The sequence below is a fragment of the Dyella sp. OK004 genome, from assembly GCF_900114495.1.
Taxonomy (GTDB): domain Bacteria; phylum Pseudomonadota; class Gammaproteobacteria; order Xanthomonadales; family Rhodanobacteraceae; genus Dyella_D.
In genome coordinates this window covers 120,529-146,542 of record NZ_FOZI01000005.1, presented here as the reverse complement: position 1 = coordinate 146,542, position 26,014 = coordinate 120,529, and the positions used below count along the sequence as shown (strand labels likewise).

The 26,014-nt window shown below is 64.1% G+C and carries 24 protein-coding genes; 15 read left to right on the top strand and 9 right to left on the bottom strand.

Going from position 1 to position 26,014, the window contains the following annotated elements:
- Nucleotides 1-66 precede the first annotated feature (66 nt).
- The 3 genes from BM338_RS18950 to BM338_RS18940 form a co-directional block, all read right to left on the bottom strand.
- A complete protein-coding gene (locus tag BM338_RS18950; protein WP_090453770.1) occupies nt 67-444 on the bottom strand; it encodes a carboxypeptidase-like regulatory domain-containing protein in 378 nt (125 codons plus the stop codon).
- 77 nt (nt 445-521) lie between these two features.
- Nucleotides 522-3,983, bottom strand: a complete 3,462-nt coding sequence (locus tag BM338_RS18945) for a methylmalonyl-CoA mutase family protein (protein ID WP_090453768.1) — start codon at nt 3,981-3,983, stop codon at nt 522-524.
- A 96-nt stretch (nt 3,984-4,079) separates the two neighbouring features.
- Nucleotides 4,080-5,201, bottom strand: coding sequence for a PepSY-associated TM helix domain-containing protein (locus BM338_RS18940; RefSeq protein WP_090454172.1), 1,122 nt, complete (start codon nt 5,199-5,201; stop codon nt 4,080-4,082).
- 285 nt (nt 5,202-5,486) lie between these two features.
- On the opposite strand from BM338_RS18940, the gene BM338_RS18935 reads away from it, so the two are divergent.
- Nucleotides 5,487-6,929, top strand: coding sequence for a S41 family peptidase (locus BM338_RS18935; protein ID WP_255367394.1), 1,443 nt, complete (start codon nt 5,487-5,489; stop codon nt 6,927-6,929).
- Between the two features lie 36 nt (nt 6,930-6,965).
- Here the strand turns inward: BM338_RS18935 and BM338_RS18930 are convergent, their stop codons facing one another.
- Nucleotides 6,966-7,616, bottom strand: a complete 651-nt coding sequence (locus BM338_RS18930) for a YceI family protein (RefSeq protein ID WP_090453764.1) — start codon at nt 7,614-7,616, stop codon at nt 6,966-6,968.
- A 240-nt stretch (nt 7,617-7,856) separates the two neighbouring features.
- Between BM338_RS18930 and BM338_RS18925 the strand changes: the two genes are divergently transcribed.
- Both BM338_RS18925 and BM338_RS18920 read left to right on the top strand, forming a co-directional pair.
- Nucleotides 7,857-8,726, top strand: coding sequence for an energy transducer TonB (locus BM338_RS18925; protein ID WP_090453762.1), 870 nt, complete (start codon nt 7,857-7,859; stop codon nt 8,724-8,726).
- Nucleotides 8,727-8,773: 47 nt separating this feature from the next.
- On the top strand, nt 8,774-9,646 hold the full coding sequence (locus BM338_RS18920) for an energy transducer TonB (RefSeq protein ID WP_090453760.1): 873 nt from the start codon (nt 8,774-8,776) through the stop codon (nt 9,644-9,646).
- A gap of 15 nt (nt 9,647-9,661) precedes the next feature.
- Here the strand turns inward: BM338_RS18920 and BM338_RS18915 are convergent, their stop codons facing one another.
- Together BM338_RS18915 and BM338_RS18910 are read right to left on the bottom strand one after the other, a co-directional pair.
- The gene (locus BM338_RS18915; protein ID WP_090453758.1) at nt 9,662-10,444 is read right to left on the bottom strand and encodes a LytR/AlgR family response regulator transcription factor; all 783 of its coding nucleotides are present in this window, start codon (nt 10,442-10,444) and stop codon (nt 9,662-9,664) included.
- The gene (locus BM338_RS18910) at nt 10,441-11,535 is read right to left on the bottom strand and encodes a sensor histidine kinase (RefSeq protein WP_090454171.1); all 1,095 of its coding nucleotides are present in this window, start codon (nt 11,533-11,535) and stop codon (nt 10,441-10,443) included. The genes BM338_RS18915 and BM338_RS18910 overlap by 4 nt, the downstream gene beginning before the upstream one ends.
- A 216-nt stretch (nt 11,536-11,751) precedes the next feature.
- Between BM338_RS18910 and BM338_RS18905 the strand changes: the two genes are divergently transcribed.
- On the top strand, nt 11,752-12,084 hold the full coding sequence (locus BM338_RS18905) for a hypothetical protein (protein WP_090453756.1): 333 nt from the start codon (nt 11,752-11,754) through the stop codon (nt 12,082-12,084).
- Between the two features lie 7 nt (nt 12,085-12,091).
- On the opposite strand, the gene BM338_RS18900 is transcribed toward BM338_RS18905, so the two are convergent.
- Together BM338_RS18900 and BM338_RS18895 are read right to left on the bottom strand one after the other, a co-directional pair.
- Nucleotides 12,092-13,030, bottom strand: a complete 939-nt coding sequence (locus tag BM338_RS18900; protein WP_090453754.1) for an alpha/beta hydrolase — start codon at nt 13,028-13,030, stop codon at nt 12,092-12,094.
- Between the two features lie 18 nt (nt 13,031-13,048).
- Complete coding sequence (locus BM338_RS18895; protein WP_090453752.1) at nt 13,049-13,651, bottom strand: TetR/AcrR family transcriptional regulator; 603 nt, start codon at nt 13,649-13,651, stop codon at nt 13,049-13,051.
- Nucleotides 13,652-13,759: 108 nt separating this feature from the next.
- Here BM338_RS18895 and BM338_RS18890 point away from each other — a divergent pair, with 108 nt between their 5' ends.
- From BM338_RS18890 to BM338_RS18875, 4 genes are all read left to right on the top strand, one after another.
- Complete coding sequence (locus BM338_RS18890) at nt 13,760-14,557, top strand: M48 family metallopeptidase (RefSeq protein ID WP_090453749.1); 798 nt, start codon at nt 13,760-13,762, stop codon at nt 14,555-14,557.
- Between the two features lie 133 nt (nt 14,558-14,690).
- Complete coding sequence (locus BM338_RS18885; RefSeq protein ID WP_090453747.1) at nt 14,691-15,020, top strand: YXWGXW repeat-containing protein; 330 nt, start codon at nt 14,691-14,693, stop codon at nt 15,018-15,020.
- A 131-nt stretch (nt 15,021-15,151) separates the two neighbouring features.
- Nucleotides 15,152-15,508, top strand: coding sequence for a YXWGXW repeat-containing protein (locus BM338_RS18880; RefSeq protein ID WP_090453745.1), 357 nt, complete (start codon nt 15,152-15,154; stop codon nt 15,506-15,508).
- A 290-nt stretch (nt 15,509-15,798) separates the two neighbouring features.
- A complete protein-coding gene (locus tag BM338_RS18875; protein WP_218156392.1) occupies nt 15,799-17,217 on the top strand; it encodes a S41 family peptidase in 1,419 nt (472 codons plus the stop codon).
- A 594-nt stretch (nt 17,218-17,811) separates the two neighbouring features.
- On the opposite strand, the gene BM338_RS18870 is transcribed toward BM338_RS18875, so the two are convergent.
- Nucleotides 17,812-18,549: an AraC family transcriptional regulator gene (locus BM338_RS18870; protein WP_090453741.1), complete on the bottom strand. Its 738-nt coding sequence runs from the start codon at nt 18,547-18,549 to the stop codon at nt 17,812-17,814.
- A 143-nt stretch (nt 18,550-18,692) separates the two neighbouring features.
- On the opposite strand from BM338_RS18870, the gene BM338_RS18865 reads away from it, so the two are divergent.
- Genes BM338_RS18865 through BM338_RS18835 form a run of 7 tightly spaced genes read left to right on the top strand, consistent with a single transcriptional unit; the run spans nt 18,693 to nt 25,976 of the window.
- Nucleotides 18,693-19,634: a 4-hydroxyproline epimerase gene (locus BM338_RS18865; protein WP_090453739.1), complete on the top strand. Its 942-nt coding sequence runs from the start codon at nt 18,693-18,695 to the stop codon at nt 19,632-19,634.
- Nucleotides 19,631-20,743 carry an NAD(P)/FAD-dependent oxidoreductase gene (locus BM338_RS18860; RefSeq protein WP_090453737.1) on the top strand — a complete coding sequence of 371 codons (1,113 nt, stop codon included), beginning with the start codon at nt 19,631-19,633 and terminating at the stop codon, nt 20,741-20,743. Before BM338_RS18865 ends, BM338_RS18860 begins: the two co-directional genes overlap by 4 nt.
- On the top strand, nt 20,740-20,985 hold the full coding sequence (locus BM338_RS18855) for a (2Fe-2S)-binding protein (protein WP_090453735.1): 246 nt from the start codon (nt 20,740-20,742) through the stop codon (nt 20,983-20,985). Before BM338_RS18860 ends, BM338_RS18855 begins: the two co-directional genes overlap by 4 nt.
- A complete protein-coding gene (locus BM338_RS18850) occupies nt 20,978-22,276 on the top strand; it encodes an NAD(P)/FAD-dependent oxidoreductase (protein ID WP_090453733.1) in 1,299 nt (432 codons plus the stop codon). Before BM338_RS18855 ends, BM338_RS18850 begins: the two co-directional genes overlap by 8 nt.
- Nucleotides 22,269-23,174 (top strand): dihydrodipicolinate synthase family protein, encoded by a 906-nt coding sequence (locus BM338_RS18845; protein ID WP_090453731.1) that lies wholly within the window; start codon nt 22,269-22,271, stop codon nt 23,172-23,174. Before BM338_RS18850 ends, BM338_RS18845 begins: the two co-directional genes overlap by 8 nt.
- A 1-nt stretch (nt 23,175) precedes the next feature.
- Complete coding sequence (locus tag BM338_RS18840) at nt 23,176-24,771, top strand: aldehyde dehydrogenase family protein (protein ID WP_090453729.1); 1,596 nt, start codon at nt 23,176-23,178, stop codon at nt 24,769-24,771.
- Nucleotides 24,768-25,976, top strand: coding sequence for a M24 family metallopeptidase (locus tag BM338_RS18835; RefSeq protein ID WP_090453727.1), 1,209 nt, complete (start codon nt 24,768-24,770; stop codon nt 25,974-25,976). The genes BM338_RS18840 and BM338_RS18835 overlap by 4 nt, the downstream gene beginning before the upstream one ends.
- The last annotated feature ends 38 nt before the right edge of the window (nt 25,977-26,014 follow it).

The following is a 26,014-nucleotide window of genomic DNA, read 5'->3' as shown; positions in this document are numbered from 1 at the left end:
GGCATTCCGTTGCGACCGGAACGCTTTCGCTACCGTGCACTTCCATCCGGCGCCTGTGGCAGGCGACTAGTGTCCGCCGGCTTTGCGACTCATCTTGATGGTCTGTGGCGCGACATCACCCATATCCCAGGTTTTTTGCCCCTGGAAGTAACCCGGCGCATCCGCAACGATCAGGTATCCGGGCTTACGCTCATGAACCAGGTCACCGGCCGTCCACAGTACCCACCGCCGAATGACCGGAATCGTGTAGTGACCGTCCGGCCCCGACTTGGTACCGCGTGACGGAAACTCGCTCAGATAGACATCCGCACCGGTCACCGGCGTCCCGTCGGTCGCATTGACGACAACACCCGACACGCTGGGTGCCACACGCATATAGGCCGGTGCGCAGCCGGCCGACAGCAGGCATGCGGCGAGCAGCAGGATCGATGGGATGAATTTCATAGGCGCTCTCTCAATGGCGGACTTCGCGTCGTAGCTGCGCTGCCACATCACAAGGGGCCTTGCGGCCCCTTGTGTTCTCACATGTTGCGGCGGTACTCACCACCCACGTCATACAGCGCATGGCTGATCTGGCCGAGTGAGTTGTACTTCACCGCTTCCATCAACTGCTCGAAGACGTTCTTGCGATCGCGCGCGGTGTTCTGCAGCACCTTGAGGCTTTCCGGTGCGAGCGCGTTGCGCGCATCGCCGTAGCCTTTGACGTTTGCGATCTGCTGACCCTTCTCTTCTTCTGTGGAGCGGATGAGTTCGATTTCGGTGGCGATTTCGCCGCCGTGGTCCTTGGGCAGGAAGGTGTTGACGCCGATCAGCGGGAGGCTGCCGTCGTGCTTCTTCTGCTCGTAATACATCGACTCTTCCTGGATCTTGCCACGCTGGTACATGGTGTCCATGGCGCCAAGCACGCCGCCGCGCTCGCTGATGGCTTCGAACTCCTTGTAGACGGCTTCTTCCACGATGTCGGTCAGGGCATCGACCACGTGGCTGCCCTGCCACGGGTTCTCGTTGAAATTGAGGCCGAGTTCCTTGTTGATGATCATCTGGATCGCCACGGCACGGCGCACGCTTTCTTCCGTCGGCGTGGTGATGGCTTCGTCGTAGGCATTGGTGTGCAGGCTGTTGCAGTTGTCGAACAGCGCGTACAGCGCCTGCAGCGTGGTGCGGATGTCGTTGAACTGGATTTCCTGCGCGTGCAGCGAACGGCCGGAGGTCTGGATGTGGTACTTCATCATCTGGCTGCGTGCGCTCGCGCCGTAGCGCTCACGCATGGCGCGGGCCCAGATGCGGCGGGCGACGCGGCCGATCACGGTGTACTCCGGGTCCATGCCGTTGGAGAAGAAGAACGACAGGTTGGGCGCGAAGTCGTCGATGTTCATGCCTCGGGCAAGGTAGTACTCGACGATGGTGAAGCCGTTGCTGAGCGTAAAAGCGAGCTGACTGATCGGATTCGCGCCGGCTTCGGCGATGTGATAGCCGGAGATGGAGACCGAATAGAAATTGCGCACCTTGTGGTCGACAAAGTACTGCTGGATGTCGCCCATCATGCGCAGCGCGAATTCGGTGCTGAAGATGCAGGTGTTCTGCGCCTGGTCTTCCTTGAGGATGTCCGCCTGCACGGTGCCGCGCACCGTCTGCAGGGTTTCTTCCTTGATGCGCGCGTAGGTTTCCGCATCAATCAGTTGGTCGCCGGTGACGCCAAGCAAGCCGAGGCCCAGACCTTCGTTGCCCTTGGGCAGCTCGCCGGAATACGTCGGGCGCTTGCCGTTGGCGAACAGTTCGGCGATGCGCTTCTCGGCGGCGGTCCAGCGTGCCGGATCTTCCTTGAGGTACTTCTCCACGTTCTGATCGATCGCGGTGTTCATGAACATCGCGAGGATGATCGGCGCGGGACCGTTAATGGTCATGGAGACCGAGCTGCTGGGCGCGCTGAGGTCGAAGCCGGAGTACAGCTTCTTCATGTCATCCAGCGAGGCGATGTTGACGCCGGAGTTGCCAATCTTGCCGTAGATATCCGGGCGCGGCGCCGGGTCTTCACCGTACAGCGTCACCGAGTCGAACGCGGTGGACAGGCGCGTGGCGGCACCGCCCTGGCTCAGGTAATGGAAGCGGCGATTGGTGCGCTCCGGCGTGCCCTCGCCCGCGAACATGCGGGTGGGATCTTCACCGGTGCGGCGATACGGATACACGCCGCCGGTGTAGGGGTAATGACCCGGCAGGTTTTCGCGCATGAGGAAGCGCAGCAGGTCGCCCCAGTCTTTGGTCTTGGGCGGTGCGACTTTTGGGATCTTCTGGTGGCTGAGCGATTCGCGGTAGTTCTCCACGCGGATCACCTTGTCACGCACCTTGTACTCGTTGACGTCGGCGGTGACGGATTTGTAGCGCGCCGGCCACTCGTGCAGCAGGTGGATGGCTTCGTGGCTGAGTTCTTTCAGCGCTTCGTTGTAGCGTTGGCGCAGCGTGAGCAGGGTGCGGTCGACACCCTCTTCATGCAACGCGGCGGATTCATAGCGCGCTAGCTCGCGCGGCAGATGCGTGTCGCCCAGATCCTTCAGCGACTCGTAGTAATGCTGCGCCTTGCTGGCAAAACCGGCTTCGCGCTCGATCTCGCTGTTGATACCGCGGCCCTGCTCCGCGATCTCGGCGAGATAGCGCACGCGGCTGCCCGGAATGAGCACCGTGGCACGCGGCTCCTTGAGCGTGGTGTCCAGCTCCGGCGTCCACTTGGGCGCGGGGAGCGTGAGCTTGTCGCGCAGCAGGCGGCACAGATTGGAGAACATCCAGGTCACGCCCGGATCGTTGAACTGGCTGGCGATGGTGGGATACACCGGCACCTGCTCGTCGGTGAGCGTGAAGGCAGTACGGTTGCGCTTCCACTGCTTGCGCACGTCGCGCAGCGCGTCTTCGGCACCGCGCTTGTCGAACTTGTTGAGCACCACGAGTTCGGCAAAATCCAGCATGTCGATTTTTTCGAGCTGGCTGGCCGCGCCGTAATCGCTAGTCATTACGTACATCGGGAAATCGACCAGATCGACGATCTCCGAATCGCTCTGGCCGATGCCGGCGGTTTCCACGATCACCAGGTCGTACGGCTGCGCCTTGAGGAAATCGATGCAGTCATGCAACACGATGCTGGTGGCGGCATGCTGGCGGCGCGTGGCCATGGAGCGCATATACACGCGATGGCTGCGCAGCGAGTTCATGCGGATGCGGTCACCCAGCAAGGCGCCACCGCTGCGACGGCGCGTCGGATCGACCGCGAGCACGGCGATGCGCATTTCGGGGAACGCGTGCAGGAAGCGCAGCAGCAGTTCGTCCACCACGGAGGACTTGCCCGCACCGCCGGTACCGGTGACGCCGAGCACCGGCGTCTGCTTGCCGGCCATCTTCCACTGCTTGCGCAGGTGCTCGAGTTCGGCCTCGCTCAGGCCGCCCTCTTCGATGGAGGAAAGCATGTGGCCGATGGAGATCTCGTCGTCGATATCCACCTGCGGCGCCGCGACGGCGCCGTTCGCGCGCTGCTCGGCGGCGGCGCGGGTGCGCTTCATCACGTCCTCGATCATCTCGGTGAGACCGAGCTTCATGCCGTCGTTGGGGTGGTAGATGCGCTCCACGCCGTAGGCCTGCAACTCACGGATTTCTTCCGGGGTGATGGTGCCGCCGCCACCACCGAACACGCGGATGTGCGCGGCGCCATGCTGCTTGAGCATGTCCACCATGTATTTGAAGTACTCGACATGACCACCCTGGTACGAGGACAGCGCGATGGCGTCGGCGTCCTCCTGCAAGGCGGCGCGCACCACGTCCTCCACCGAGCGGTTGTGGCCGAGGTGGATCACCTCCGCGCCCTGCGACTGAATGATGCGGCGCATGATATTGATCGCGGCGTCATGACCGTCGAACAAGCTGGCTGCTGTCACAAACCGCAGAGGACGGGTTTCGTGCACTGCAGCACTGGCGGGGACGTGCTGGGCGGGGGAACTCATGGGAACTCCGACATCGTGTGCTTGATCCCGACAATTCTAGTGGGGATCGCTGTTAAGCGCGCGATGGCGCCGGGCGTACCGGCGCGTACGGGGAAGTCAGCCGATGGCGCGTTGCGCCGCTTTGCGGTGACGCGTGCGCGTCCACCAGAACAGGAAACCGGTGACGGCAAAGAACGCCGGCAGTACGCCGACAACGGCGATCACGAACTGCCAAGTGGAACCGCCGACCGCCCCCGCGTGCAACGGATAGATGTTGTCGCTCCAGCGGTTGCCTCGGCCTTGCTTCTGCGCGTCCTGTACCGCCATGACGTTGGCGGAATACGGATCGACCACCACGACACTGCGGCCGACCACATTCCATTCCTCGGCGCCACGTGCGCGGATGGTCAAGGCAGCGTTCTTCGCGCTGGGCAAGGTGATGCGGTGCAGTTCCGCCTGCGGCAATGCCTCCTGTGCGGCGACGAGCGCGGCGGTCCATTGCACCGGAGCCTCGCGCGGCGCGAGCGTCGGCAACTTCGACGCCATCTGGCGATCGCCGAACAGACCGCTCAGCGCGGCGCGCGTAGTGTCCTTGTAGATCAGCGTGACGCCAGTCAGCGTGCTGAGCAGCAGCAGAGGAAAGGCGATGGCGCCCACACTCTGATGCCAGCTGCGCCAGCGCCGTATCGGCGGCTGCGCATACATGTGTACGGCATGACGCCAATGCCCCTTGCGCGGCCACCACAGCACGAGGCCGATCAGCAGCAGCGACAGCTCGACGATACTGATCACACCCAGCCACAACTCGCCGGTTTTGCCGCCGAGCAGATGCGTATGCAGATAGCGCAGCCACAGCACGGCGTCGTTGTCCGGTGAGCGCAACAGCAACGGCTTGCCGTCGATCGGATCGAGGTAAACGCGCACCTGTCCATCCAGGAACAGCTGCCACACCGGCAAGTCGGCATCCGGCAGATCGACGCTGCGCAGCGGCAAGGGCCAGCGGGTGTCTTGGATGTGTTGCAGTACCACGGCTTGTTGCTCCGCCGTGGGCAAGGCATGCCGGGTGAGTTCGGGATGCCGCCACTTCAGCAGCTCGTCCTGGTAGGCCAGCACCGTGCCAGATAGCGCGAGCACGGCGAACAGCAGACCGATGCTCAGGCCCAGCCATAGATGCAGCTTGCGCAGTACGTCGCGCAACCGCCAGCGGTGGCGGACGGGTGGATGGGAAACGGGTGTCATGCCGCGGAAACCGCGGCGGAGCAAGACCGAAAAAGCTGCATAAGGAAGCGGGCGAAGTGATGCAGGGCCGCGACCTTAGCACAGATTAATGCGAAGCATTCTCATCAAGAGGCACCCCACCTCACCTCGCCATGGCCGACCTGACCCCAACATCCGTAAGCCCCGGGTGGCGCCACATGTCATTGAGCCGTTATGGGGTTCGGCGTAGCCTCGGGCGACTTTTGCGCCCGTCCCTGCCGGGCGGCCTACCCGCATGAATGTGGTTCAACAGCATGCTTGAGCGAGGTGATCGCGATGGTGTCGTTTCAGGTTCGGGGGATTAAGGGACGGCGCACGCATCCAGTGTGGCTGATGGGGTGGCTGCTCTTTGTTTGCCATAGCGCCCTGGCCTTGCAGTCAACGAAAGAGCTTCCGTCCGGGATCTGGCAGACGCAGGGTTACGGCTCCATCTTTCAGGTCGAACCGGGACATATCTCGCTTTTTGATGTGCTCGGTTCGCAATGCCTGCTGCGAGCTCGCGTAACACCAGCGCAATTCAGCGGTGACTATGGCGACTGGATCCGCAATTCACCCGATGCCAGCGCTTCCTGGCATCTGATCGTTTCCGGCATGACCGTCGATCCGCTCGATCGCCTGCCGCCCGCTTGCGCAAACGCATCGCAGCAGCCTGACCGCGATCCGCTGAAGAACTTCGACTATCTGTGGCAGACCTTCGACACGCACTACGCGTTCTTTGGCGCTCATGGCGTGAACTGGCAGGCCGTGCGCGAACAGTACCGCCCCAAGGTGGCCGCGCTACCCAAGGACGGCGATCCCTTTCCGATCTTTGCCGAGATGCTTGCGCTTCTGAAAGACACTCATGTCCGGCTGTCTGATGGGAAGCGCGTTGCGCACGTCAAGAAATTCCCCGTGGTCATCCAAGCTGGGCCAAACGGCCCCGTGCTGCTGGATGACCATTATCTGGAGGCGGGATTGGTCGCTTACCTCAAGGGAGCTGGCACCCCGCTTGAGGCTCCCGCTAAAAGCACGGGTAACGATCAAATCGCGTACGGCCGCCTGAGGAGCAAAAGGGCGGCCGATTCAGGCTATGGGTACATAGCGATCTTCAGCATGGATTGGTTCGGCAAGGGCGAGAACGATAACGTCCCGCTCGATACCCGCGTCCAGTCGTTGCAGACCGCGATGGACGAGGCGATCGCCGCACTTCAAGGCGTCAAGGGAATCGTCGTCGATCTCCGCTACAACGGCGGTGGCGAAGATGCCATCGCGCTCGCCATTGCCGGACGCTTCACCCATGTACCGCGCCCCGCCTGGAGCAAGCGCGCCTACGAGAAAGGCAAAACGCACGCCACGTTTCATATGAGCGTGCAGCCATCGTCAGGGAAGGCATTGCCTGTACCCATCGTGTTGCTGACCAGCGACTTCACCGTAAGCGCGGCGGAAACCGCCACGATGGCGCTACGCGCCTTGCCGGCAACCCTCCAGATCGGTCAGCCAACACGGGGCGTGCTATCTGACCGCCTGGAAAAAATCCTTCCGAATGGCTGGCCGTTCTCCCTGTCCAACGAGATCTACATGGACCCTCATGGCACGGTGTTCGAAGTCAACGGCGTGCCGCCCGATATCGTGACCAAGGCACCCTCGCCCACTGCTCCCGACGAACAGCGCTTTGGTCGTGACATTGCCATGGCGGTGGACAAGCTGGACCAGATGCCGCCGGCGAAATGAATTCGCGGCGGCATCGGTTCCGGCTGCGATGCGCGATCAGGGTTGATGCTTCGCGCCGGTGGCTTTCCCTGCACCGGCATTTTCATCAATCACCGCTTCCACCTGGATGCGCAGTACCACTTCCATCTTGAAGCCGTAATCCTTGCCGGCAGTGAGGCCAAACGCGTCGCGCTGGAAACTGGCGCTGGCGTCGGCGCCGCACCAGTCGCGCTTGAACAAGGGGTGCTGGGTACATTTGAACGAGTTAATGGTGAGATCGAGCGGCCTGGTCACACCGTGCAAGGTCAGTTCGCCCACCACCTTGGTCGGTGCGCCGTTGACGAAGTTCGTGAGTTTGCCCTTGTAGAAAGCCTTGGGGTATTTGGCCACGTCGAACAGCTCCGGTCCGCGCGCCTCCTCGTTCAACTTGTCCAGGCCGAAGTCCGCGCTGGAGGCGTCCACCGTGATTTCGACGCTGCCCGTGCCGGCAGCCTTGTCGAGGATCACCTTGCCGCTGCTGCTATTGAACTTGCCGCGCCAGGTGGATATGCCGCCGAAGTGGTCAGCCTCGAAGCTGGGATAGGTATGCATGGGATCGATGGTGTAGGTGGCCGCGCTTGCATGGACACTACCCATGCTGCCCATGGCGACCGCCATGAATGACGCCATGCCGACGGTATGCAACGCGAAACAGGTTTTGGCAAACATCTTCGACTCCTTGAGCAAGGGGGTGATGGGGGCACCTGCGCCGCCTAGTGAAATGGCTGCGCGTGTCAGGGTTTGAGATGGATGTCCCGGGCAACGGCGACCGCCTTCATGGTTTAGACGAATGGGCGGGGTCGATTTCGACAGACCCTCGGGCCGCCATTTTTGCGCTAGCCACGGCAAAGGGGAGCGCGCGATACTCGGCCGTCCGCCAACACCATCACTCGACAGGGAGAGACGCCGATGAAGCGGTTATGGATAGCAGTGTTGTTTCTGGCGTTTTGCGGGCTGGCTTACGCAGACGGTGTCTATGCCGTACGCAAGCGCGTTGAAGCCAGCATGGTGGTCACCGGCACCATCGTGGTGTCACCGGATGGTGGTGTGCAGTCCTATGAGCTGGACAAGCCCGACCAGTTGCCGCCCGAAGTAGTCAGCCTGATCCGCAAGGCCGCCGCCGAATGGCGTTTCGAGCCCGTAGTGAGAGACGGCAAGGCCGTGGCCGCACGCGCCAAGATGAACCTGCGCGTGGTGGCCAAGCACGACGAAGGCAGTCAGGACTACACGGCGCGAATCGCTGGCGCCACGTTCGGCGATGGCACCTCCGATGAGCAAGTGTCGTTCAAGGACCGCCATGTCGCGCCCCGCTACCCCATCCGCGCCATCGAGGCACGGGTATCCGGCACCGTCTACCTGATCGTGCGCATCGACCGCGATGGCAAGGTAGCCGATGTCTCCGCCGAACAGGTCAATCTTGCCCTGGTCGCCAGCGACAGCGAATTGCGTCGTTGGCGCGAGATCCTTGCCGATGCCAGCATCCAGGCCGCGCGCGAATGGACCTACAACCCGCCGACATCAGGGCCGCACGCGAAAGACGAGTACTGGATCGCACGTCTGCCAGTAGCCTTCAACCTGCACCAGATCGGCAGGCCCGCTACGAACCACTACGGCCAATGGCAAGGCTATGTGCCCGGCCCCAAAGAACCCGTCCCGTGGCTGAGCAAATATCCGCTGGCCAACGACGACAAGGGCAGCGCCGCCGACGCGCTAGCCGATAACAATGTGCATATGCTCGGCAGTGGCCTGCGGCTCGTTACGCCGCTCGACCATTCCTGACGCGGTTATTGCACCAACAACACTTTTGTATCCAAGGGGGAGCAAAGATGAAACGGTTGTGGATGGCACTGCTGTGCCTGGTGTTCTGCGGGCTGGCCTTGGCCGAAGACATAAGCGAGGCGCGCAAGCGGGCGGAGGCCAGCATGCTCGTAACAGGGTGGGTCGTCGTGGGGACCGACGGCCGCGTGCAATCTCATGTACTGGACAAAGTGGAGAAAGTGCCGCCCGAAGTCGTCGACCTGATTCGTCGTGCGTCCGCCACCTGGCGTTTCGAACCAGTGATGGTCGATGGCAAGCCCGTGGTAGCCAAAGCCAAGATGAGCCTGCGCGTGGTCGCCAAAAAAGAGGACGGCAGCAGCAACAAGTTCGTCGTCCGTGTGGCGGGCGCTACTTTTGGTGAGTCGGAGGACGGAGACGACTCGGTGCGCTTTAAAGACAGAAGCGCTCCCAAGTATCCGGAACCCGCCCTCAGGGCGCGTGTATCGGGCACGGTTTATCTCCTGGTGCGTGTCGACCGCAGCGGCAAGACAGCAGACGTTGCCGCAGAGCAAGTGAATCTCGACGTGGTGGACACCGACAAGGGCATGCAGACATGGCGCCGTGTACTAGCCGAAGCCAGCATTAAAGCCGCACGTCAATGGACCTATGACGTGCCGACCTCCGGCCCACATGCCAATGATGATTACTGGATGGTACGAATACCGATCAACTTTAATATGGTGCAAGCCGGGATATCGGAAAATTACTTCTATGGCCGATGGCAGGCCTACGTGCCCGGCCCGAAAGAACCGATTCCGTGGCAGAGCAAATATCCGATAGCCAGCGACGACAAGGACGGCTCAACCGACGCGCTGGCAGACGGCGGCATTCATATGGTCGGCAGTGGCTTGCGGCTGGTTACGCCGCTCGACCATTCCTGACGAAAACCATCGACTTTATGAGCCTCGCGCCTGAAACCGCGCGAGGCCCATAAAGGTCTCGTGCTGATAACGACTCATGCGCAACTGCTCACCCGTGGTGAGCACCACCATGTGGTAACCCTTGAACCAGGGGTGGATCGCCTTGATGCGATCGATGTTGACGATGGCCGAGCGGTGTACCCGCGCAAAGTGGCGCGGGTTGAGCCGTCCCTCCAGGGCCGTCATGGTTTCCCGCAATTCGTAGACCTGCTTACCCATGTGCAGCAGCACGCTATTGCGGTTGGCTTCGATCCAGTCGATATCGGCGACATCAAGCAAGCTCACGCTGCCGTCGACCGGCACCGGAATGCGCCGCGCATAGCTCTGCTCGCGGCGCAGTTCGGCCAGGGCCTGCAGCATTTGTGCGGGCACGGCATGTGCCTCGCCTTCTCCGGCCAGCAGCCGATGCTTGGCGCGCCGCAGCGTAGTGATGAAGCGGTCGCGGCTGAATGGCTTGACCAGGTAGTCAACCGCATTAGCTTCGAAGGCGCGCACCGCGTACTGCTCATAAGCGGTGATAAAAACCGTCGCGGGCAAACGGCCCTCACCCAGGTTGGCGATCACGTCGATGCCGGTCATCTCGGGCATCTGAATGTCGAGGAACACCAGATCCGGTGCGCATCGGCGTATCGCCTCCAGCGCACTGGCTCCATCGCCGTATTCGCCCAGGATGTCGATGTCGGCGTCTTCGCGCAGCAGGCGCACCACGCTATGCCGCGCGATGGGTTCGTCGTCGACCACCAGGGTGCGGATGCTCACGCTGCCACTCCGGCCGCGAAACCGGGCCGCGCCGGCATGGCGCGGAACGGCAGCCGCACGCGACAGACCACACCCTGTGGCGTCAGGGCATCGAGATAGATTGTCGCCGTATCACCGTACAGTTCCTTCAGCCGCAGCCGCGAATTCGACAGCCCCACGCCACGCCCAAACGCCTCTTCCTGCGGCATGTCCAGCGTACTGCCGTGATTGCGCACTTCAAGATAAAGGCTGTCCGCGTCGCGATAGGCAGTGACCTCCACTTGATCGCTGCCGGCGTGCTTGCCGATGCCGTGATGGATCGCATTTTCCACCAGCGGTTGCAGGATCAGGCCGGGCACCGCGCCATCGAGCGCGGAGGCAGCGGCATCCACGCGCGTGGTGAGGCGATCCTTGAAACGGATGCGCTGGATGCCGAGGTAGAGATCAAGCAATTCCAGCTCGCTGGCGAGGGCGATCTCCTGACGGTCGTCGTCGAGATAGGCGCGTAGGAGATCACTGAGCCGCAGCAGCATGTCTTCCGCCACGGCGGCGTCTTCGCGGATCAGCGTCGAGATCGCATGCAGAGTGTTGAACAGGAAATGCGGCTGCAGCTGCATCTTCAGCACCTGCAGGCGCGATTGGGCGAGCTGTGCCTGCAACTGCGCCGACTGCACCGTGCGCCGGTTCTTTTCGCGGTAGAAGCGCCCCGCATGCCAGATGACCAGCAGCACCCAGTACACAAACAGGTCAGTGACGGCGTACTTGCTGATGAACTGCGACAGCTGTTCGGCCACCGGCGGCTGACTGGGCTCAAGGATATGCGCGACCGATGCGGCGAGCAGGACTGCGCAAGCGGTGAACGCCACGCTGGCCAGCACATGCACGGGAAGGAAACGCAAACGCCGTGAAGGTTCGATGGGATAGCGCGCCGCCAGCCAGAACACCGCCGGCGCCAACGCGGCGAGCGTGTACCACTGGATCATCGACCAGCGGATGTAGTCGCTCGCATTCCAGGTAAAGCCGCGCACCGCATCGGTCGCGTATCCCTGCAACGCGAAAAGCACCACCAGGATGGTCCATACCGCCATGTAACGCAGAAATCGCACCGGCATCCCCCAAAGGTCCAGGCCGGCGGAGAACATCGCTGCCGGCGTCCGCATCCTACACAGGCTTTCCGTGTGGCGAATAGCGTTCGTCCATGCCGGCTACGGTTCGTCCTTGGCTGGCTACGATTCGTCACGAAATGCTTTCCTGACGATGGTCGCACCCCTCCAATCCATGCATCCGCGACGTGTCGCGGACACCGTCGATCTCAGGAGGGGACCTTCATGCGTATCGCTATGCTTGTTGTGCTCGCAGCCACACCGGCGCTCGCCGTCGCGCAGACGCGTTATCTCGATCTCTACAACAACGCACCGAGCAGCCTCGCGTCGTTCGCCGTGGCGACGGCCGGCACCAACGACTTCCACGACATCGCGCTGGGAGAACGGCCATTGCCCGGCGGCGGCGATTCGACCACGATCGCGCTGGAGCATGCCGATGGCGGATGCGTTCGCGATTTCCGCATGACCTTCGCGGATGGCCGCGTATGGGTTCGCAGGGGGTTCAATGTATGCCGGTTCCGCAGCTTCCACACCGGCCGTTCCGCGCCGAAGGAATAGCCGCGGCTCAGGCCATGCCGAACGGCAGGTTCGGTGAAGCCACCACGCGTTCGCCTACGACCTCGCCACGCAGGAAAGCAAACGCTGCGTCGAGCACTTCCGGCGCATCCAGCACTTTGTGGTGGCCAAGCCCCTGCGTGGTGAGCAGCCGTGCGCCCGGCCAATAACGCGCGTAACGCTCGCCCTCTTCCCACGGCACGTCGCGATCGTCGAGGTCGTGTACAACGAGGCCCGCTTGACCCAGCGCAGGCAGATGGCGATGCACCTGCAGCTCTTTCACCTGCACGCCGGTGCGCCGCTCGTGCCACGCCAGGAATGCGCCGCGCAGATGATCGCCGAGACGCACAAAGCGCAGGAAGCGCCCAGCCGCGGCTTCCATATCGGCGGCCGGTGCGATCAGGATCAGGCGCTGGGCGAGCCAACTCTCGCTCTGCGCCAAAGCCAGCGCGGCACCGCCGAGCGAATGGCCGACGGCCAGCGCTGCATTGCCAAAGTGGCGCCCTACCGCGCGAATGGTGGTGATGAAATCCGGCAAGGTGCACAGTTTGCCGCTGCTGCGGCCGTGGCCAGGTTGATCGAAGGTGACCACGGCCAGGCCCATCTCGCGCAGCTGCTGCACCCATGGCAGAAAGCGCAGCCCGAAGCTGGACCAGCCATGCACCAGCAAGGCGTAAGGCTGCGTGGAAGGATCGCCCCACACATAGGTCGCGATGGTTTCATCGCCCACCTGCAATGCGCCCTGGCGCATGTCCTGATCCGGTCGCGCCGACTGCGCGCGAATACGGCTGCTGGCAAACGGTGTGGCGAACAGGCGCGCCGCGCGATTCACCGTGCGCTTCGGCGCGAGCCGTCCGCCAAGCGCAAAGCCGGCGCGCACAGCACTGAGTTTCAACATGGCGGTGGTGGAGTGCCGGCGATGGGTGGAGCCTTGCGTGCGCGTTGACATGGGTGTGCTCCTGGGGGATCAGGGCTGATAACTAGCAAACAGGCGATCGACGGCCGCGTCGGTGCGGCGGCGCGCTTCGTCGAAACCGAACAGGCCGGCGTCGTGATGCAGGCCGAGCATCAAGGCGTAGATTTCAAAGGCGAGCTGCGCGGAGTCGGTGTCGGCCTGCAGATGGCCTTCCGCCACGGCCAGCTCGATCGATTTCTGCAGCTCGTCGCGCCAGCCGGCTTGCTGGCGCACTACGCCGTCGTGCAGCACACCGTCGCGGCCGTCGTATTCGCTGGCGGCTGATAGCAGCACGCAGCCGCTCTGATAGACGCGCGCCCATTCGCACCAATGAGTGATCACCGCACGTAAACGCGGCAGGCCGCGCGGCTGCTTCAGCGCGGGCAGCAGCACCTTGGCCATGAAGCGGTGGGCGCCGAGCTCAAGTACGGCCAGTTGCAGGTCTTCGCGGGAACCGAAGTGGGCGAACACGCCGCTCTTGGACATCTCCACCGCCTGCGCCAGCGAGCCGATCGACAGCCCTTCCAGCCCGTCGTTGCAGGCCAGCGCATAGGCCTGGTCGAGGATCAGACGGCGCGTGGCGGCGCGTTTTCCGGTGGTGGCGGTATCGTTCATGGCCGGAAAATAGCACGACCGTTCGTTCTTTTCTATAGGCCGGCGAACACACCCCAATGGCGATCGCAAGGTTATGCTTCGCGCCACGCTTACCAGGGAGGTTTACGCATGAAATTCCGCCATGTGCTGGCGCCGGTGCTGTGCAGCCTGCTGGCCGCCTGCGCTACCTCGCCCACCGGCCGCTCGCAATTGATGATGGTGTCGGACAACGACATGAGCCAGATGGGGCTGACCGCGTTCAACGACATGCGCAAGCAGGGCAAGTTTGTCGACTCGCCGCGCGAACGCGCCTACGCCACCTGCGTTTCCAACGCGCTGATCGCGGTACTGCCGCCGCCGTGGAATACCCAGCAATGGGAAGTGCAGATCATCGACGACAACAGCGCCAATGCCTTCGCCCTGCCCGGCGGCCGCATCGGCGTGAACCGCGGCATGTTCAAGGTGGCCACGGATCAGGATCAGCTCGCCGTGGTGCTCGGCCATGAGCTGTCGCATGTGGTCTCGCGCCACGGCGCCGAGCGCATGTCGGACAACATGGCGACGCAGGCGGCCGTGCTCGCCGGCACCGCGTATGCCGCGACTCGCGGCACCAACGCCGGCTATGCCGCCGCCGCCCTGGGCGTCGGCGCGGAAGTCGGCATCTTGCTGCCGTTCTCACGCACCCAGGAAAGCGAGGCGGATACGCTGGGCCAGCGCTATATGGCGCAGGCCGGTTTCGATCCGCGCGCCGCGGCAGCGCTTTGGCAGAAGATGGGCGCGCAAGGCGGCGCCAAGCCACCCGCGTTCCTTTCCACGCACCCTTCATCGTCGGGCCGCGCACAATCGCTCAGCCAGCAGGCACAGCAGTTGATGCCGGTGTACGAACAGGCGCGCGCCAACGGACACAGCCCGAACTGCCGCCTTTGATGTCCCTGGCGGGTGCGTCACACCCGACCGGCTTCTGAACAAGCTTGCGAGGCGTCGTCAACACGCTGAGCCGCGCCTCGTTTTCTCCACCTGCTAGCCGCACATCGCGGCTGCGCTATTGAAGGAGAGTTCGATGAACCCGCTCGCACGCAAGCTTGCCGTGTTGACTGCCATAGGGCTGGCGCTGGGAAGCACTGCCTATGTACCCGAAGCCGCCGCGCGCACCAGCGTCTCCGTGCAGATCGGCGTCGCTCCACCGCCCGTACGCTACGAACGCGTGCCGCCACCGCGCCGCGGCTATGCCTGGGCTCCGGGTTACTGGCGCTGGGATCCGTATGCACGTCGCCATGTGTGGATCACTGGTCGCTGGGTGCAGGCGCGCCCGGGCTATCGCTACCGCCCTGCTGGCTGGATGCGCCATGGCAACGGCTGGCGTTTCCACGACGGCTACTGGGGCCGCTGAACGCGCAACAACCTGCGATAGATCCGCACGTTTTCCGAAGCCATCGCAAAGGCAGGATGGATGAGAGTGGCACCGCGTGAAGCGCACGCTCTCCATCCAACTATCACCACATCCATCACTGAGGCTTCTACATGTCGACCCGCATTGTTGCTCTTGCCGCACTTACCCTGCTTGCCAGTGGTTGTGTCGAGGAGCGTGTTGTCCACGATCGTCCCGTGGTGGTGGAGCGCCCGATAGTGCGGCGCGAAGTGGTGGAGGAAGTGGTGGTAGCTCCGCAGCCGCCGCCGGTGACTGTGATTGAAGAGGAGCCCATGCCTCGCCCTGGTTATATGTGGGCTCGAGGTTATTGGCGCTGGGATGGCCATGGTTATCAGCCGGTGCGCGGGCATTGGGAGGTTGTTCGTCCCGGTTATCGCTATGTGCATCCGCATTATGAGCGGAGAAATGATGGGTGGCATTTGAATGTGGGTGTGTGGGTTAACGGTTGAGTACTCACGCTCCGTTCGTTTGATGAAAAAGCCCTGCCAGTTGGCAGGGCTTTTTCTTTGCGCCCTTTCCTTCCGGCGCCTCGAAGCTAGTCTCTGTGGGAGAGATATGACTTGTAACACTTGATCTCATCCACGGCTCACCGCAAGGTCGCGTGCTCATGTCTCTTCTGCACGATCAGAGGCATCGCGTATGACGCCACGCATCTAACCAGGGATTCGTTATGCATAGAGTGATTTGGACAATCGCCGCGTTGTGCGCTCTGACCATGCTAAGTAATGCGCATGCAGCCATGGACGACAGCACCCAGCTACGTGCGCAGGTAACGCACAACTATCCCTCGCTGCGGTACGTGGAACGCTACCGCCACGACTTTCCTGAAGAGATCCAGGGCAAGGCTTTCTGGTCGATAGACGCCACCCTGCCTCCCCTTGGCGATGCCAATGCGCTCACCCGAGCGCTGACTGCGTTGCAAGACCAACACGTCGCGCTGGCCGGTACCAAGGCAGGTAAATCCGAAACGTTAGGTGTGCTGTTCCGCACGGCCAGCGACGGCAGCGTCATCATTTGGCGCTTATTCGATACGACCGCCATAAGCGGACTCGTCGCAGAGGGCGATCAGGTACTGGCTATCGATGGCCAGGACGCCCATAGCTGGCTGCAACGCGTAGCGACATTGACCTTTGGTGGCCAGCGCCGCGGTCGTTATGCAGAGGCCGCTACAGAGCTCGGGCTCGCCACGCCGGTAGTCCATCGCGTTGCCGGACTCAAGAACGCAGTCACCTTGCGCTTGCAAGACGCCAAGCACCAAACGAAAACCGTCACGTTGCACTACAAGCCAGTCGATGCGGCATTGGCCAAGTCAATGACTGCCGCGATCAATCGCTCGGACCTTCCACAGCGTTTCACGACCGAAGGTCTGCGTATCGGCACGTTGCGCCTGGGTGCGTTCGCGCCACAGTACGACGACGCCTTTGTGACTGCTTCCGACACGGCCAGCAAACAACCGGATGCCACCGACGATACGGCCATGATCGCCGGCTATTGCGCCGTGGTGCGCAACTTCATCCGCGAAGCCGACGCCGCTGCCCGCGGTGCGGACGTTCTAGTGCTGGATTTGCGCGGCAATCTCGGCGGCTTCGACCGCGAAGCCTGGTTGCTGGCCGACGCACTTCGCACCAGGCCATCGCTCTCCACACTCGACCTGTTCGCCAGCAAGGGAGCGAGCACCGTTCAACTCACGAAGGAACATACCGACCCGAGCTGCGGGCACGTCACCTCCCATGCCCCACTCGTCGTGCTTACCGATGCCGGTACGCGCTCGGCGGGAGAATTTATGGCGAGCTGGTTATGGGCCTCAGGTGCCACCGTGGTGGGGGAACGTACTGTAGGCGCTGGCGGCGGCTTCGAGTTCAATGGTGAGCCGGCCGCCCCACTGCCCGGCTCCGGCTATGCCGTGCGACTCAGCGGCAATTTTTCGGTTTTCGATCCTACGGGCACGCTTACCGATGGGGAGCACGCCGAGGGCGTACTGATCGACATGCTGGCGCAGGATCACTTTGCTCCCAGTCGCACACGGCCCTTTGCGATCCAGTCTGTGGGCTTGCGTCCTGACCGCGCGCTCAGCACCACGCTCACTGACTTGCACGATGGTGGACATGCCAGTCTCGTCAATGTGCTCGCGCAGCTGAAGGCGAAGCACCTGCTCTGATTCATGAATCCTGATCACTCAGCCTTCAGTAGTGATGATCTCGAGAGGCTATGAAGTGACTCTAATCGGCGCAGAGCGACAGATTGGCCGGCGCGTCGCTCGGTTGTTGCGTCTGCGTGCCCTGGTTCGCCTGCCGCGGGCTTCCGAACCGCTGCCGCGGTCCGGGTCACTTTCTCTTTGCTGGCCCAAAGAGAAAGTAACCAAAGAGAAATGGCCTGAAAGCAGGCGGTGGGCTCTGTAGCTACGCCTTTTCCAGTGTCAGGCGTCGGGATGGTTTTCTTCTCGGTCTGATCGTCCAGCCATCACAGCCACGCCGAGCTCTTGCTCCCTCCCCTGCTTGCGACGCGAAGCTAGTCCCGTGGGACAGGGGAGGGTTGGGGAGGGGTGAGTACTTGAGAAAGCGTTTCGGGAGAGGTTTTCTCAAGGGCTTACCCCCTCCCTGCCTCCCCTGTCCCACGGGACTAGCTTCGCGTCGCGAGCAGGGGGAGGAGAAAATCGAGCGTAGCTGAGACACGACGCTAGTCAGGACCACACAAGGGACTCGCAGATCAAAACAAAAGTATACGGAGCATCGGGCAGCGCCCTTGCTCTGGCTTAGCGTGTACTGCTTTCACGCTTTTCTTTCGTACTTGCCGTGGTCATCGCACGGTAGTCCCTTGGAGTCATGCCTACTGTTGCCTTGAATTGCCTTGCGAAGGCGCTTTGGTCGGCGAAGCCGCAGGCGAGGCCGATGGCGGCGATGCTTTGGGCGCCGGTGAGGAGGCGCATGGCGGCTTCGATGCGTAGTTTGGTCTGGACTTGTTGGGGGGTGAGTTGGAAGACGCGGCGGAAGTGGCGTTCTAACTGGGCGACGGAGACGTCGGCGAGTTCGGCGAGTTTGGCCACGCGTACGCTTTCGGCGTAGTGCTCTTGCAGGTAAGCGAGGACGCGGCGCAGGCGGACGTAGGTGGGGTGGCGGCCGTCGGGTTTGCCGAGGTCGCGGGAGATGCCGACGATGCCGCGCACTTCGCCGCGCTGGCGCAGGGGACGTTTACAGGTGAGGCACCAGCCGGCGACGCGGTTGGCGAACATATGGACTTCGAGCTGGTTTTCGATCACTTCGCCTTCCAGCACGCGGCGGTCCTGCGAGGCGTAGGATCCACCGAGTGACGCGGGAAAGAGTTCGGTGACGCTGCGGCCAATGACATCGGCGCGATGCTTGAGGCCGAGGCGGCGCACCAAGGTGAGGTTGGCATGGGTGTAGCGGCCGTTGCCGTCTTTGACGAAGAACACTACGTCGGGCAGTGCGTCGAAGAGTGCTTCGAGCTCATCGGCCGAAATCTTCATTTCCATCGAACCCCCATCGCTATGTGCCATGCCTTTTTTGCACTTGCAGCATAGGATGCGCAAGTGTTTTCGCATTGTGCCGATTTCCGCACCGCCGGATGCCAAGCGTTTCTAGACGTTCAATCGCCGGCAAAGCGAGCATAGGCGCCATGCATACCATAGACGTGATCGACTCCCATACCGGCGGCGAACCGACCCGTGTCGTCATCGCCGGCTTCCCCGACCTGGGCACCGGCAGCCTGATGGAACAGCGCGAGCGCTTCCGCCGCGAGTTCGACCGCTGGCGCAGCGCCATCGCCTGTGAGCCGCGCGGTTCGTCCACCGTGGTTGGCGCGCTGTTGCTGCCACCGCAGTCGGCGGACGCCTGCGCGGGGGTGATCTTCTTCAACAATGTCAGCTATCTCGGCATGTGCGGCCACGGCACCATCGGCGTGGTGCGCACGCTGCAACACATGGGCCGCATCGGCCCCGGCTTGCATCGCATCGAGACGCCGGTCGGCACCGTGGGCGCGGAGCTGCACGAAGACGGTCGCGTCTCCATCGACAACGTGGAGAGCTACCGCCACGCCAGCCACGTGCGCGTCGACGTACCGGGCTACGGCACGGTGCACGGCGACATCGCGTGGGGTGGCAACTGGTTCTTCATCACCAAGGACACGCCGCTGCCGCTGGAGATCCATCACCAGCGCGAGCTCACCGTCTATACCGAAGCGGTGCGGCGCGCGCTGGAAGCCCATGGCATCGCCGGCGCGGACAACGGCGAGATCGACCATATCGAGATCAATGCCGACTCGCCGGTCGCCGGTATGGACGGGCGCAACTTCGTGCTCTGCCCCGGCCTTGCCTACGACCGCTCGCCTTGCGGCACCGGCACCAGCGCCAAGCTGGCCTGCCTCGCCGCCGACGGCAAGCTGGCGCCGGGCGATACATGGCGACAGGAAAGCATTCTCGGTAGCGTGTTTGAGGGGCGCTACACGCCGGGCACACGCGGTGTGCTGCCGCGGATCACTGGCACCGCTTATGTGGTGGCGCGCTCCACGCTGTTGTTCGACGAAGCCGATGCCTTTACCTGGGGCAGCGGCGCGGAATGAAGGCGGCTGCCGCCAGCTATGACCTGATCGTGGTCGGTGCCGGCATCGTTGGCGCCGCCTGTGCCGATGCGGCGAGCGCGGACGGTTTGCGTGTCGCCATCGTGGAGCCCGGCCCGATCGGCGGCGGCGCTACGGCGGCGGCGATGGGCCATCTGGTGGCAATGGATGACGATCCGGCCGAGCTGGCGCTGTCGCGCTATTCGCTGCAGCAGTGGGAAGCTTTTGCCGATCTGAAAGAAGCGGAGTTCAGTCGCTGCGGCACGCTGTGGGTAGCGCGCGGCGACGCCGAACTGGCCGCCGCATCGACACGTGCCACCCGCCTCGCCGCGGCCGGTGTGGAAGCGCATGTGCTCGATGCCAACACCCTCTACGAACTGGAGCCGGCACTCGCGCCCGGCATGAGCGGCGGCATGCTGGTGCCGCGCGAGGCCGTGGTGTATCCGCCGCGCGTCGCTCGTTACCTGGTGCAGCGTGCGCAATCGCGTGGCGCGCAGCTTTATGCCGGCCGTCGCGTGAATGCGCTACCGCGCGGTGGCGCGCAGCTCGACGATGGCAGCACTCTCAGCGGCCCCGTGCTGGTCGCCACCGGCTGCGCCCTGCCCGCCCTGCTACCGCAGTTGCCGATGCGCGGACGCAAAGGGCATCTGGTGATCACCGAGCGTTATCCGAACCTGCTACGCCATCAATTGCTCGAACTTGGTTATGCGGACAGCGCGCACGGCGATGCCGACAGCAGCGTCGCCTTCAACGTGCAGCCACGCCCCACCGGACAGATCCTGATCGGATCGTCGCGCGAGTTCAGCGCCACCGACGCCGCGGTTTCACCAGCGATGCTGCAGCGCATGCTGGAACGCTGCTTCGCTTTCATTCCCACCCTGCGCCAGTTGCAGGCCGTGCGCGCGTGGACCGGTTTCCGTCCGACCACGCCGGATGGACGCCCTTATCTTGGTGCCGTACCTGGCGGCACCAACCAATGGGTCGCGGCCGGCCATGAAGGTCTCGGCGTGACGACCGCCCTGGGCAGCGCGCGGCTGTTGCTGGATCTGATCCAGGGCCGCGAGCCCGCGATCGATCCAACGCCCTATGCGCCATCGAGGATGGCCGCATGAGCGACATCGTTCGCCTCAGCATCGATGGGCAGGACGTAGAGGTGCCGACTGGCGCCAGCGTGGCCGCTGCCATCGCGCACGTCGGCCTGCATTTCCGCAGTTCGGTGAGTGGCGCGCCACGTGCGCCGCTATGCGGCATGGGCGTGTGCTTCGAATGCCGCGTGCGGATCGATGGCGTGATGCATGTGCGCGCATGCATGACCGTGGCATGCGAAGGCATGCAGGTGCACTGCCATGACTGAGCGCTACGACGTCCTGATCGTCGGCGCCGGCCCTGCCGGTCTTGCCGCCGCGCAGACGGCCGCCAGCCGCGGTGCACGCGTTGGCCTGATCGACGCGCAGGCGCGCGCAGGCGGACAGGTATGGCGCCATGACGTGCGCCGCACCGCACCACGTGCCGCGCGCGAGGCTATCGCGGCATTGCGTAGCGTCGAGTTGCTGACCAACCATCAAGTTGTCGCCGCCGAGCCATCCGCGCTGCGCGTGGAAACGCAACAGGGCAGCTCACTGCTTTCGTACACCTCGCTAATTCTCGCCACCGGCGCACGCGAACTGTTGCTGCCCTTCCCCGGCTGGACCTTGCCGGGCGTGACGGGTGCCGGCGGCATGCAGGCGCTGGTGAAACAGGGCTGGCCGATCGCCGGCAAGCGCGTAGTGATCGCCGGCAGCGGTCCGCTGCTGTTGGCCGCGGCAGCGACCCTGCGCGCGCACGGCGCGCGATTGCAGGGCATTTACGAACAGGCGCCAGTCGCGCGCGTGCATGCCTTTGCGCGACAGCTATTACGCTGGCCGGCTCGCGCGACTCAAGCGGTTGCGCTTCGTGCGCAACTGGCCGGCGTGCCGTATCGCTTTGGCACATTCGTCCGTAGCGCGCATGGCGAAGCCGCGTTGCGCACGGTGGATATCGAAGGGCCGCATGGCACGACCCGCCTCGACTGCGATCTGCTCGCGGTCGGCTATGGCCTAGTGCCCAATGTGGAACTGGCACAGCTGCTGGGATGCGCGACAGTGCAGCGCAGCGCGCATCCGCAGGTGCAAGTCGATCCGTCGCTGCGCACCAGCGTCGCTGGCATCTACGCCGCGGGCGAAGCCAACGGCATCGGCGGACTCGCGGTGGCACGACTGGAAGGCGCCATCGCCGGCCATATGGCTGTTGGCGATACCGCCGCGGCCAACCTGCTGTTGCCGCGCCGCGACAAGGCGCGTGGCTTCGCCGAACTGCTTGCCACCCATTTTTCGCTCGACCCGCGCCTGCATCAGCTCGCTGATGCGCAAACGCTGATCTGCCGCTGCGAAGACGTCACGCTCGGTGAGCTGGACGGCTTCAGCGATGCCCGCGCCGCCAAGCTGGCCACGCGCTGCGGCATGGGCGCATGCCAGGGCCGCATCTGCGGCACCGTGCTGGCCGAGCTCGGCCGATTCTCCCGCAGCGGCAGCCGCCCGCCCCTGTTTCCCGCACGCCTCGCCACCTTGGCGGGCGCGGCGACTTTTCCCCTTCCGACGATAAGTACCGAGGTAGCCGATCATGAGTAACGCTTCCATCTGGCGCGGTGTGATTCCCGCCATCACCACGCCGTTCACCGCCGATGGCCAGGTCGACCACGCCTTCCTCGCTGAACACGCCCGCACGCTGATCGACAGCGGCTGTACCGGCATCGTGCCGCTCGGCTCACTTGGCGAAGCGGCCACGCTGAGCTTCGATGAAAAGCTGGCGATCATCCGCACCTTGGTGAGAGCACTCGACGGCCGCGCGCCGGTGATCCCGGGCATCGCCGCACTGTCCACTGACGAAGCCGTGCGCCTGGCGCGCGAAGCGAAAGCGCTCGGCTGCTCCGGCCTGATGGTGCTGCCGCCCTACGTGTACTCCACCGACTGGCGCGAAATGGGTGCGCACCTGCGCGCGGTGATCGCCGCCACCGATCTGCCGTGCATGCTCTACAACAACCCCATCGCCTACAAGACCGATTTTTCGCCAGAGCAGATCGCCGAACTCGCGCACGAATTCCCCAATGTGCAGGCGGTGAAGGAATCCTCCGGCGATGTACGCCGTTTCGCCGCCATCCGCTCGCTGCTCGGCAATCGCCTTGAACTGCTGGTAGGCATGGACGATGCCATTGTCGAAGGCGTCGCCATGGGCGCGCGCGGCTGGATCGCCGGCCTGGTCAACGCCTATCCGAAGGAGTCGGTGAAGTTGTTCGAGCTGGCCCGCGACGGCGGCGCCGACGCGGCGGCCGAACTCTATGCATGGTTCCTGCCGCTGCTGCGCCTGGATACCGTGCCCAAGTTTGTGCAGCTGATCAAACTCGTGCAGGACAAAGTCGGCCTGGGCAACGAGCGTGTGCGCGCACCGCGCTTGGCCATCACCGGCGCCGAACGCGAGGCCGCGCTGAAAGTGATCGACCACGCCATCGCCAATACCCCGGCGCTTTGACATGGACGTGCAGCCCCTGCTGATCGAGGGCGACTGGCGCTTGCCACGCGAGCTAGTCGGGACGCTTCGCGCCGAAGATCCCAACACCGGCGAAGCGATCGGCCCGGCGTTCCCCGTGGTCGGCGCAGCCGACGTGGAAGCCGCGCTGCGCGCGGCGGTAGCGGTGGCGGATGAACTCGCCGCCACACCACCGGAGCGCATCGCCGCCTTCCTCGAAGCCTATGCCGATGGCATCGAAGCCGATGCCGAAGCGCTGGTCGCACTCGCGCATGCCGAGACGGCGCTGCCGAAACAGCCGCGCCTGGCTGCCGTGGAATTGCCGCGCACCACCGGCCAGCTGCGCCAGGCCGCCAAGGCGGTGCGCAGCTACGCGTGGACATCGCCGGTGATCGATACCGCTGCCGATCTGCGTTCGCATCACGCGCCGCTGTCCAAGCCCGTGCTGGTGTTCGGGCCGAACAATTTCCCGTTCGCCTTCAACGCCATCGCGGGCAGCGATTTCGCCTCGGCCATCGCCGCGCGCAATCCGGTGATCGCCAAGGCGCATCCCTCGCATCCCGCCACCAGCGAACGGTTGGCGCGCGTGGCGCAGGCCGCCTTGCACAAGGCCGGCCTGCCGGCTGCGTCGGTGCAGCTGCTGTATCACTTCGACCACCGCCTCGGCGCGCAACTCGCGGGCGATGCGCGCCTCGGCGCGATCGGCTTCACCGGCAGCCGTGCGGGTGGCCTCGCACTGAAAGCCGCAGCCGACGCAGCGGGTGTTCCTGCCTACGTTGAGCTGTCCAGCGTCAATCCGGTATTTCTGTTGCCCGGCGCGCTGGCCGAACGCGGCATCGCGTTGGCGCAGGAGTTCTTCGCTTCCTGCACGATGGGCAGCGGTCAGTTCTGCACCAACCCCGGCGTGGTGATCGTGCCGCGCAGCGAAACGGGCGATGCGTTCGTGGCTGCCGCCACCGCGCACTTCGCCGCCGCTGCGCCGAATGTGCTGTTCTCGCGCGGCGTGCTGGAGCATTTGCAAAACGGCATCGCCGGCCTGCGCGCTGCCGGAGCTCACGTCCTCGCTGGCGGTGAAGCCGCGACGCCGGGCTATCGCCATGCACCGACCCTGCTGAGCGTGGATGCGGAACAGTTCCTGCGCAAGCCGAACGCGTTACAGACCGAAGCCTTTGGCCCGGCCAGCCTGCTGGTGCGCGTGAACGACGTCGCGCAGATGGCGCTGGTGGCCGCGGCCTTCGAAGGCAACCTCACTGGCACGCTTTACTCCGCCACCGACGGCAGCGACGAGGAAACCTGGTCCGTGGTCGCCCATGCCCTGCGTCCGCGCGTCGGCCGCCTGATCGGCAATCGCATGCCGACCGGCGTGGCAGTGAGCCCGGCCATGAATCACGGCGGCCCTTATCCCAGCACCGGCCACCCGGGCTTTACCGCGGTCGGCATGCCGTCGGCGATCCGCCGCTTCACCGCCCTGCATTGCTATGACCACGTACCCGACCAGCAACTACCGGCGGAGCTGCGCGACCACAATCCGGGCGGCGTCGCGCGCTGCATCGACGGCTGCTGGTGCATCGACGATCTCGATCATGGAGCCAAGGCATGACATCCAGCCGGCAGATCGGCGGCCTCGATATCGCACAGGCCCAAGCCAGCCTGAAACCCTGGTCCACGCCCGCGCCAGTCATCGGCGCCGATGAATACCTGCGGCGGCTGGAACGCGCCCGCGCATTGCTGCGCGAGCAACGCGTCGACGCCGTGCTGATCACCGCCGGCACCTCGCTGCGCTATTTCACCGGTGTGGCCTGGGGCGCCAGCGAACGCCTGGTCGGCATGCTGCTCACCGCCAGCGGCGATCCGATAGTGATCTGCCCCGGCTTTGAGGCGGGCTCGCTCGCCGCCGTGCTGCGTATCCCCGCGGACGTGCGCTTGTGGGAAGAACACGAGAACCCGCAGCAACTGGTAGCCGATGCATTGCGCGAACGCGGCGCCGGCAGCCTCGCGCTCGATCCCGCCGCGCCCTATGTGGTCGCCGAGCGGCTGCGCACTGTGCTGGGCGGCAAACCGTTGAGCGATGCGAGCGCCATCGTCGATGGCTGCCGCATGTGCAAGTCGCAAAGCGAACTGGCGCTGATGAAACAGGCCACCGCGATGACCCTGCAGGTACATCGGCTGGCCGCTGGCCTCATGCGCGAAGGCATCAGCCGTACCGAGCTGGTGCGCTTCATCGACGATGCCCATCGGGCCATGGGCGCCGACAACGGCTCCACTTTTTGCATCGTGCAGTTCGGCCATGTCACTGCTTTTCCGCACGGCATCCCCGGCGAGCAGTACCTGGCCGAGAACGAGTTGGTGCTGATCGACACCGGCTGCACGGTGCAGGGTTACCACTCTGACATCACGCGCACTTATATCTTCGGCCAGGCGGATGCGGAGCAGGCACGTATCTGGGAACTGGAACAGGCGGCGCAACGCGCGGCGTTCGAAGCCATCCGCCCCGGCGTCACGTGCGAAAGCGTGGATGCCGCTGCGCGTGCCGTGGTCGAACGCGCGGGCCTGGGTCCCGACTATCGACTCCCGGGCATCCCGCATCGCACCGGCCACGGCTGCGGCCTGAGCATCCATGAAACGCCATACCTGGTGCGCGGCGACCAGACCGCGCTGCAACCCGGCATGTGCTGCAGCAACGAACCGATGATCGTGGTGCCAGATCGCTTCGGCGTGCGCCTGGAAGACCACTTCTATGTCACCGAGGACGGCGCCGCCTGGTTCACGCCGCCCTCGCCCGCCATCGACCAGCCCTTCGCCTGAGAGAACCCATGTAGGAGCCCACCGTGTGGGCGACACCT

Coding starts and splice junctions, on each gene's coding strand:
- BM338_RS18950 (WP_090453770.1), bottom strand. CDS start 444: ATGAAATTCATCCCATCGATCCTGCTGCTCGCCGCATGCCTGCTGTCG.
- BM338_RS18945 (WP_090453768.1), bottom strand. CDS start 3,983: ATGAGTTCCCCCGCCCAGCACGTCCCCGCCAGTGCTGCAGTGCACGAA.
- BM338_RS18940 (WP_090454172.1), bottom strand. CDS start 5,201: ATGACACCCGTTTCCCATCCACCCGTCCGCCACCGCTGGCGGTTGCGC.
- BM338_RS18930 (WP_090453764.1), bottom strand. CDS start 7,616: ATGTTTGCCAAAACCTGTTTCGCGTTGCATACCGTCGGCATGGCGTCA.
- BM338_RS18925 (WP_090453762.1), top strand. CDS start 7,857: ATGAAGCGGTTATGGATAGCAGTGTTGTTTCTGGCGTTTTGCGGGCTG.
- BM338_RS18920 (WP_090453760.1), top strand. CDS start 8,774: ATGAAACGGTTGTGGATGGCACTGCTGTGCCTGGTGTTCTGCGGGCTG.
- BM338_RS18910 (WP_090454171.1), bottom strand. CDS start 11,535: ATGCCGGTGCGATTTCTGCGTTACATGGCGGTATGGACCATCCTGGTG.
- BM338_RS18905 (WP_090453756.1), top strand. CDS start 11,752: ATGCGTATCGCTATGCTTGTTGTGCTCGCAGCCACACCGGCGCTCGCC.
- BM338_RS18900 (WP_090453754.1), bottom strand. CDS start 13,030: ATGTCAACGCGCACGCAAGGCTCCACCCATCGCCGGCACTCCACCACC.
- BM338_RS18895 (WP_090453752.1), bottom strand. CDS start 13,651: ATGAACGATACCGCCACCACCGGAAAACGCGCCGCCACGCGCCGTCTG.
- BM338_RS18890 (WP_090453749.1), top strand. CDS start 13,760: ATGAAATTCCGCCATGTGCTGGCGCCGGTGCTGTGCAGCCTGCTGGCC.
- BM338_RS18885 (WP_090453747.1), top strand. CDS start 14,691: ATGAACCCGCTCGCACGCAAGCTTGCCGTGTTGACTGCCATAGGGCTG.
- BM338_RS18880 (WP_090453745.1), top strand. CDS start 15,152: ATGTCGACCCGCATTGTTGCTCTTGCCGCACTTACCCTGCTTGCCAGT.
- BM338_RS18875 (WP_218156392.1), top strand. CDS start 15,799: ATGGACGACAGCACCCAGCTACGTGCGCAGGTAACGCACAACTATCCC.
- BM338_RS18870 (WP_090453741.1), bottom strand. CDS start 18,549: ATGGAAATGAAGATTTCGGCCGATGAGCTCGAAGCACTCTTCGACGCA.
- BM338_RS18865 (WP_090453739.1), top strand. CDS start 18,693: ATGCATACCATAGACGTGATCGACTCCCATACCGGCGGCGAACCGACC.
- BM338_RS18860 (WP_090453737.1), top strand. CDS start 19,631: ATGAAGGCGGCTGCCGCCAGCTATGACCTGATCGTGGTCGGTGCCGGC.
- BM338_RS18855 (WP_090453735.1), top strand. CDS start 20,740: ATGAGCGACATCGTTCGCCTCAGCATCGATGGGCAGGACGTAGAGGTG.
- BM338_RS18850 (WP_090453733.1), top strand. CDS start 20,978: ATGACTGAGCGCTACGACGTCCTGATCGTCGGCGCCGGCCCTGCCGGT.
- BM338_RS18845 (WP_090453731.1), top strand. CDS start 22,269: ATGAGTAACGCTTCCATCTGGCGCGGTGTGATTCCCGCCATCACCACG.
- BM338_RS18840 (WP_090453729.1), top strand. CDS start 23,176: ATGGACGTGCAGCCCCTGCTGATCGAGGGCGACTGGCGCTTGCCACGC.
- BM338_RS18835 (WP_090453727.1), top strand. CDS start 24,768: ATGACATCCAGCCGGCAGATCGGCGGCCTCGATATCGCACAGGCCCAA.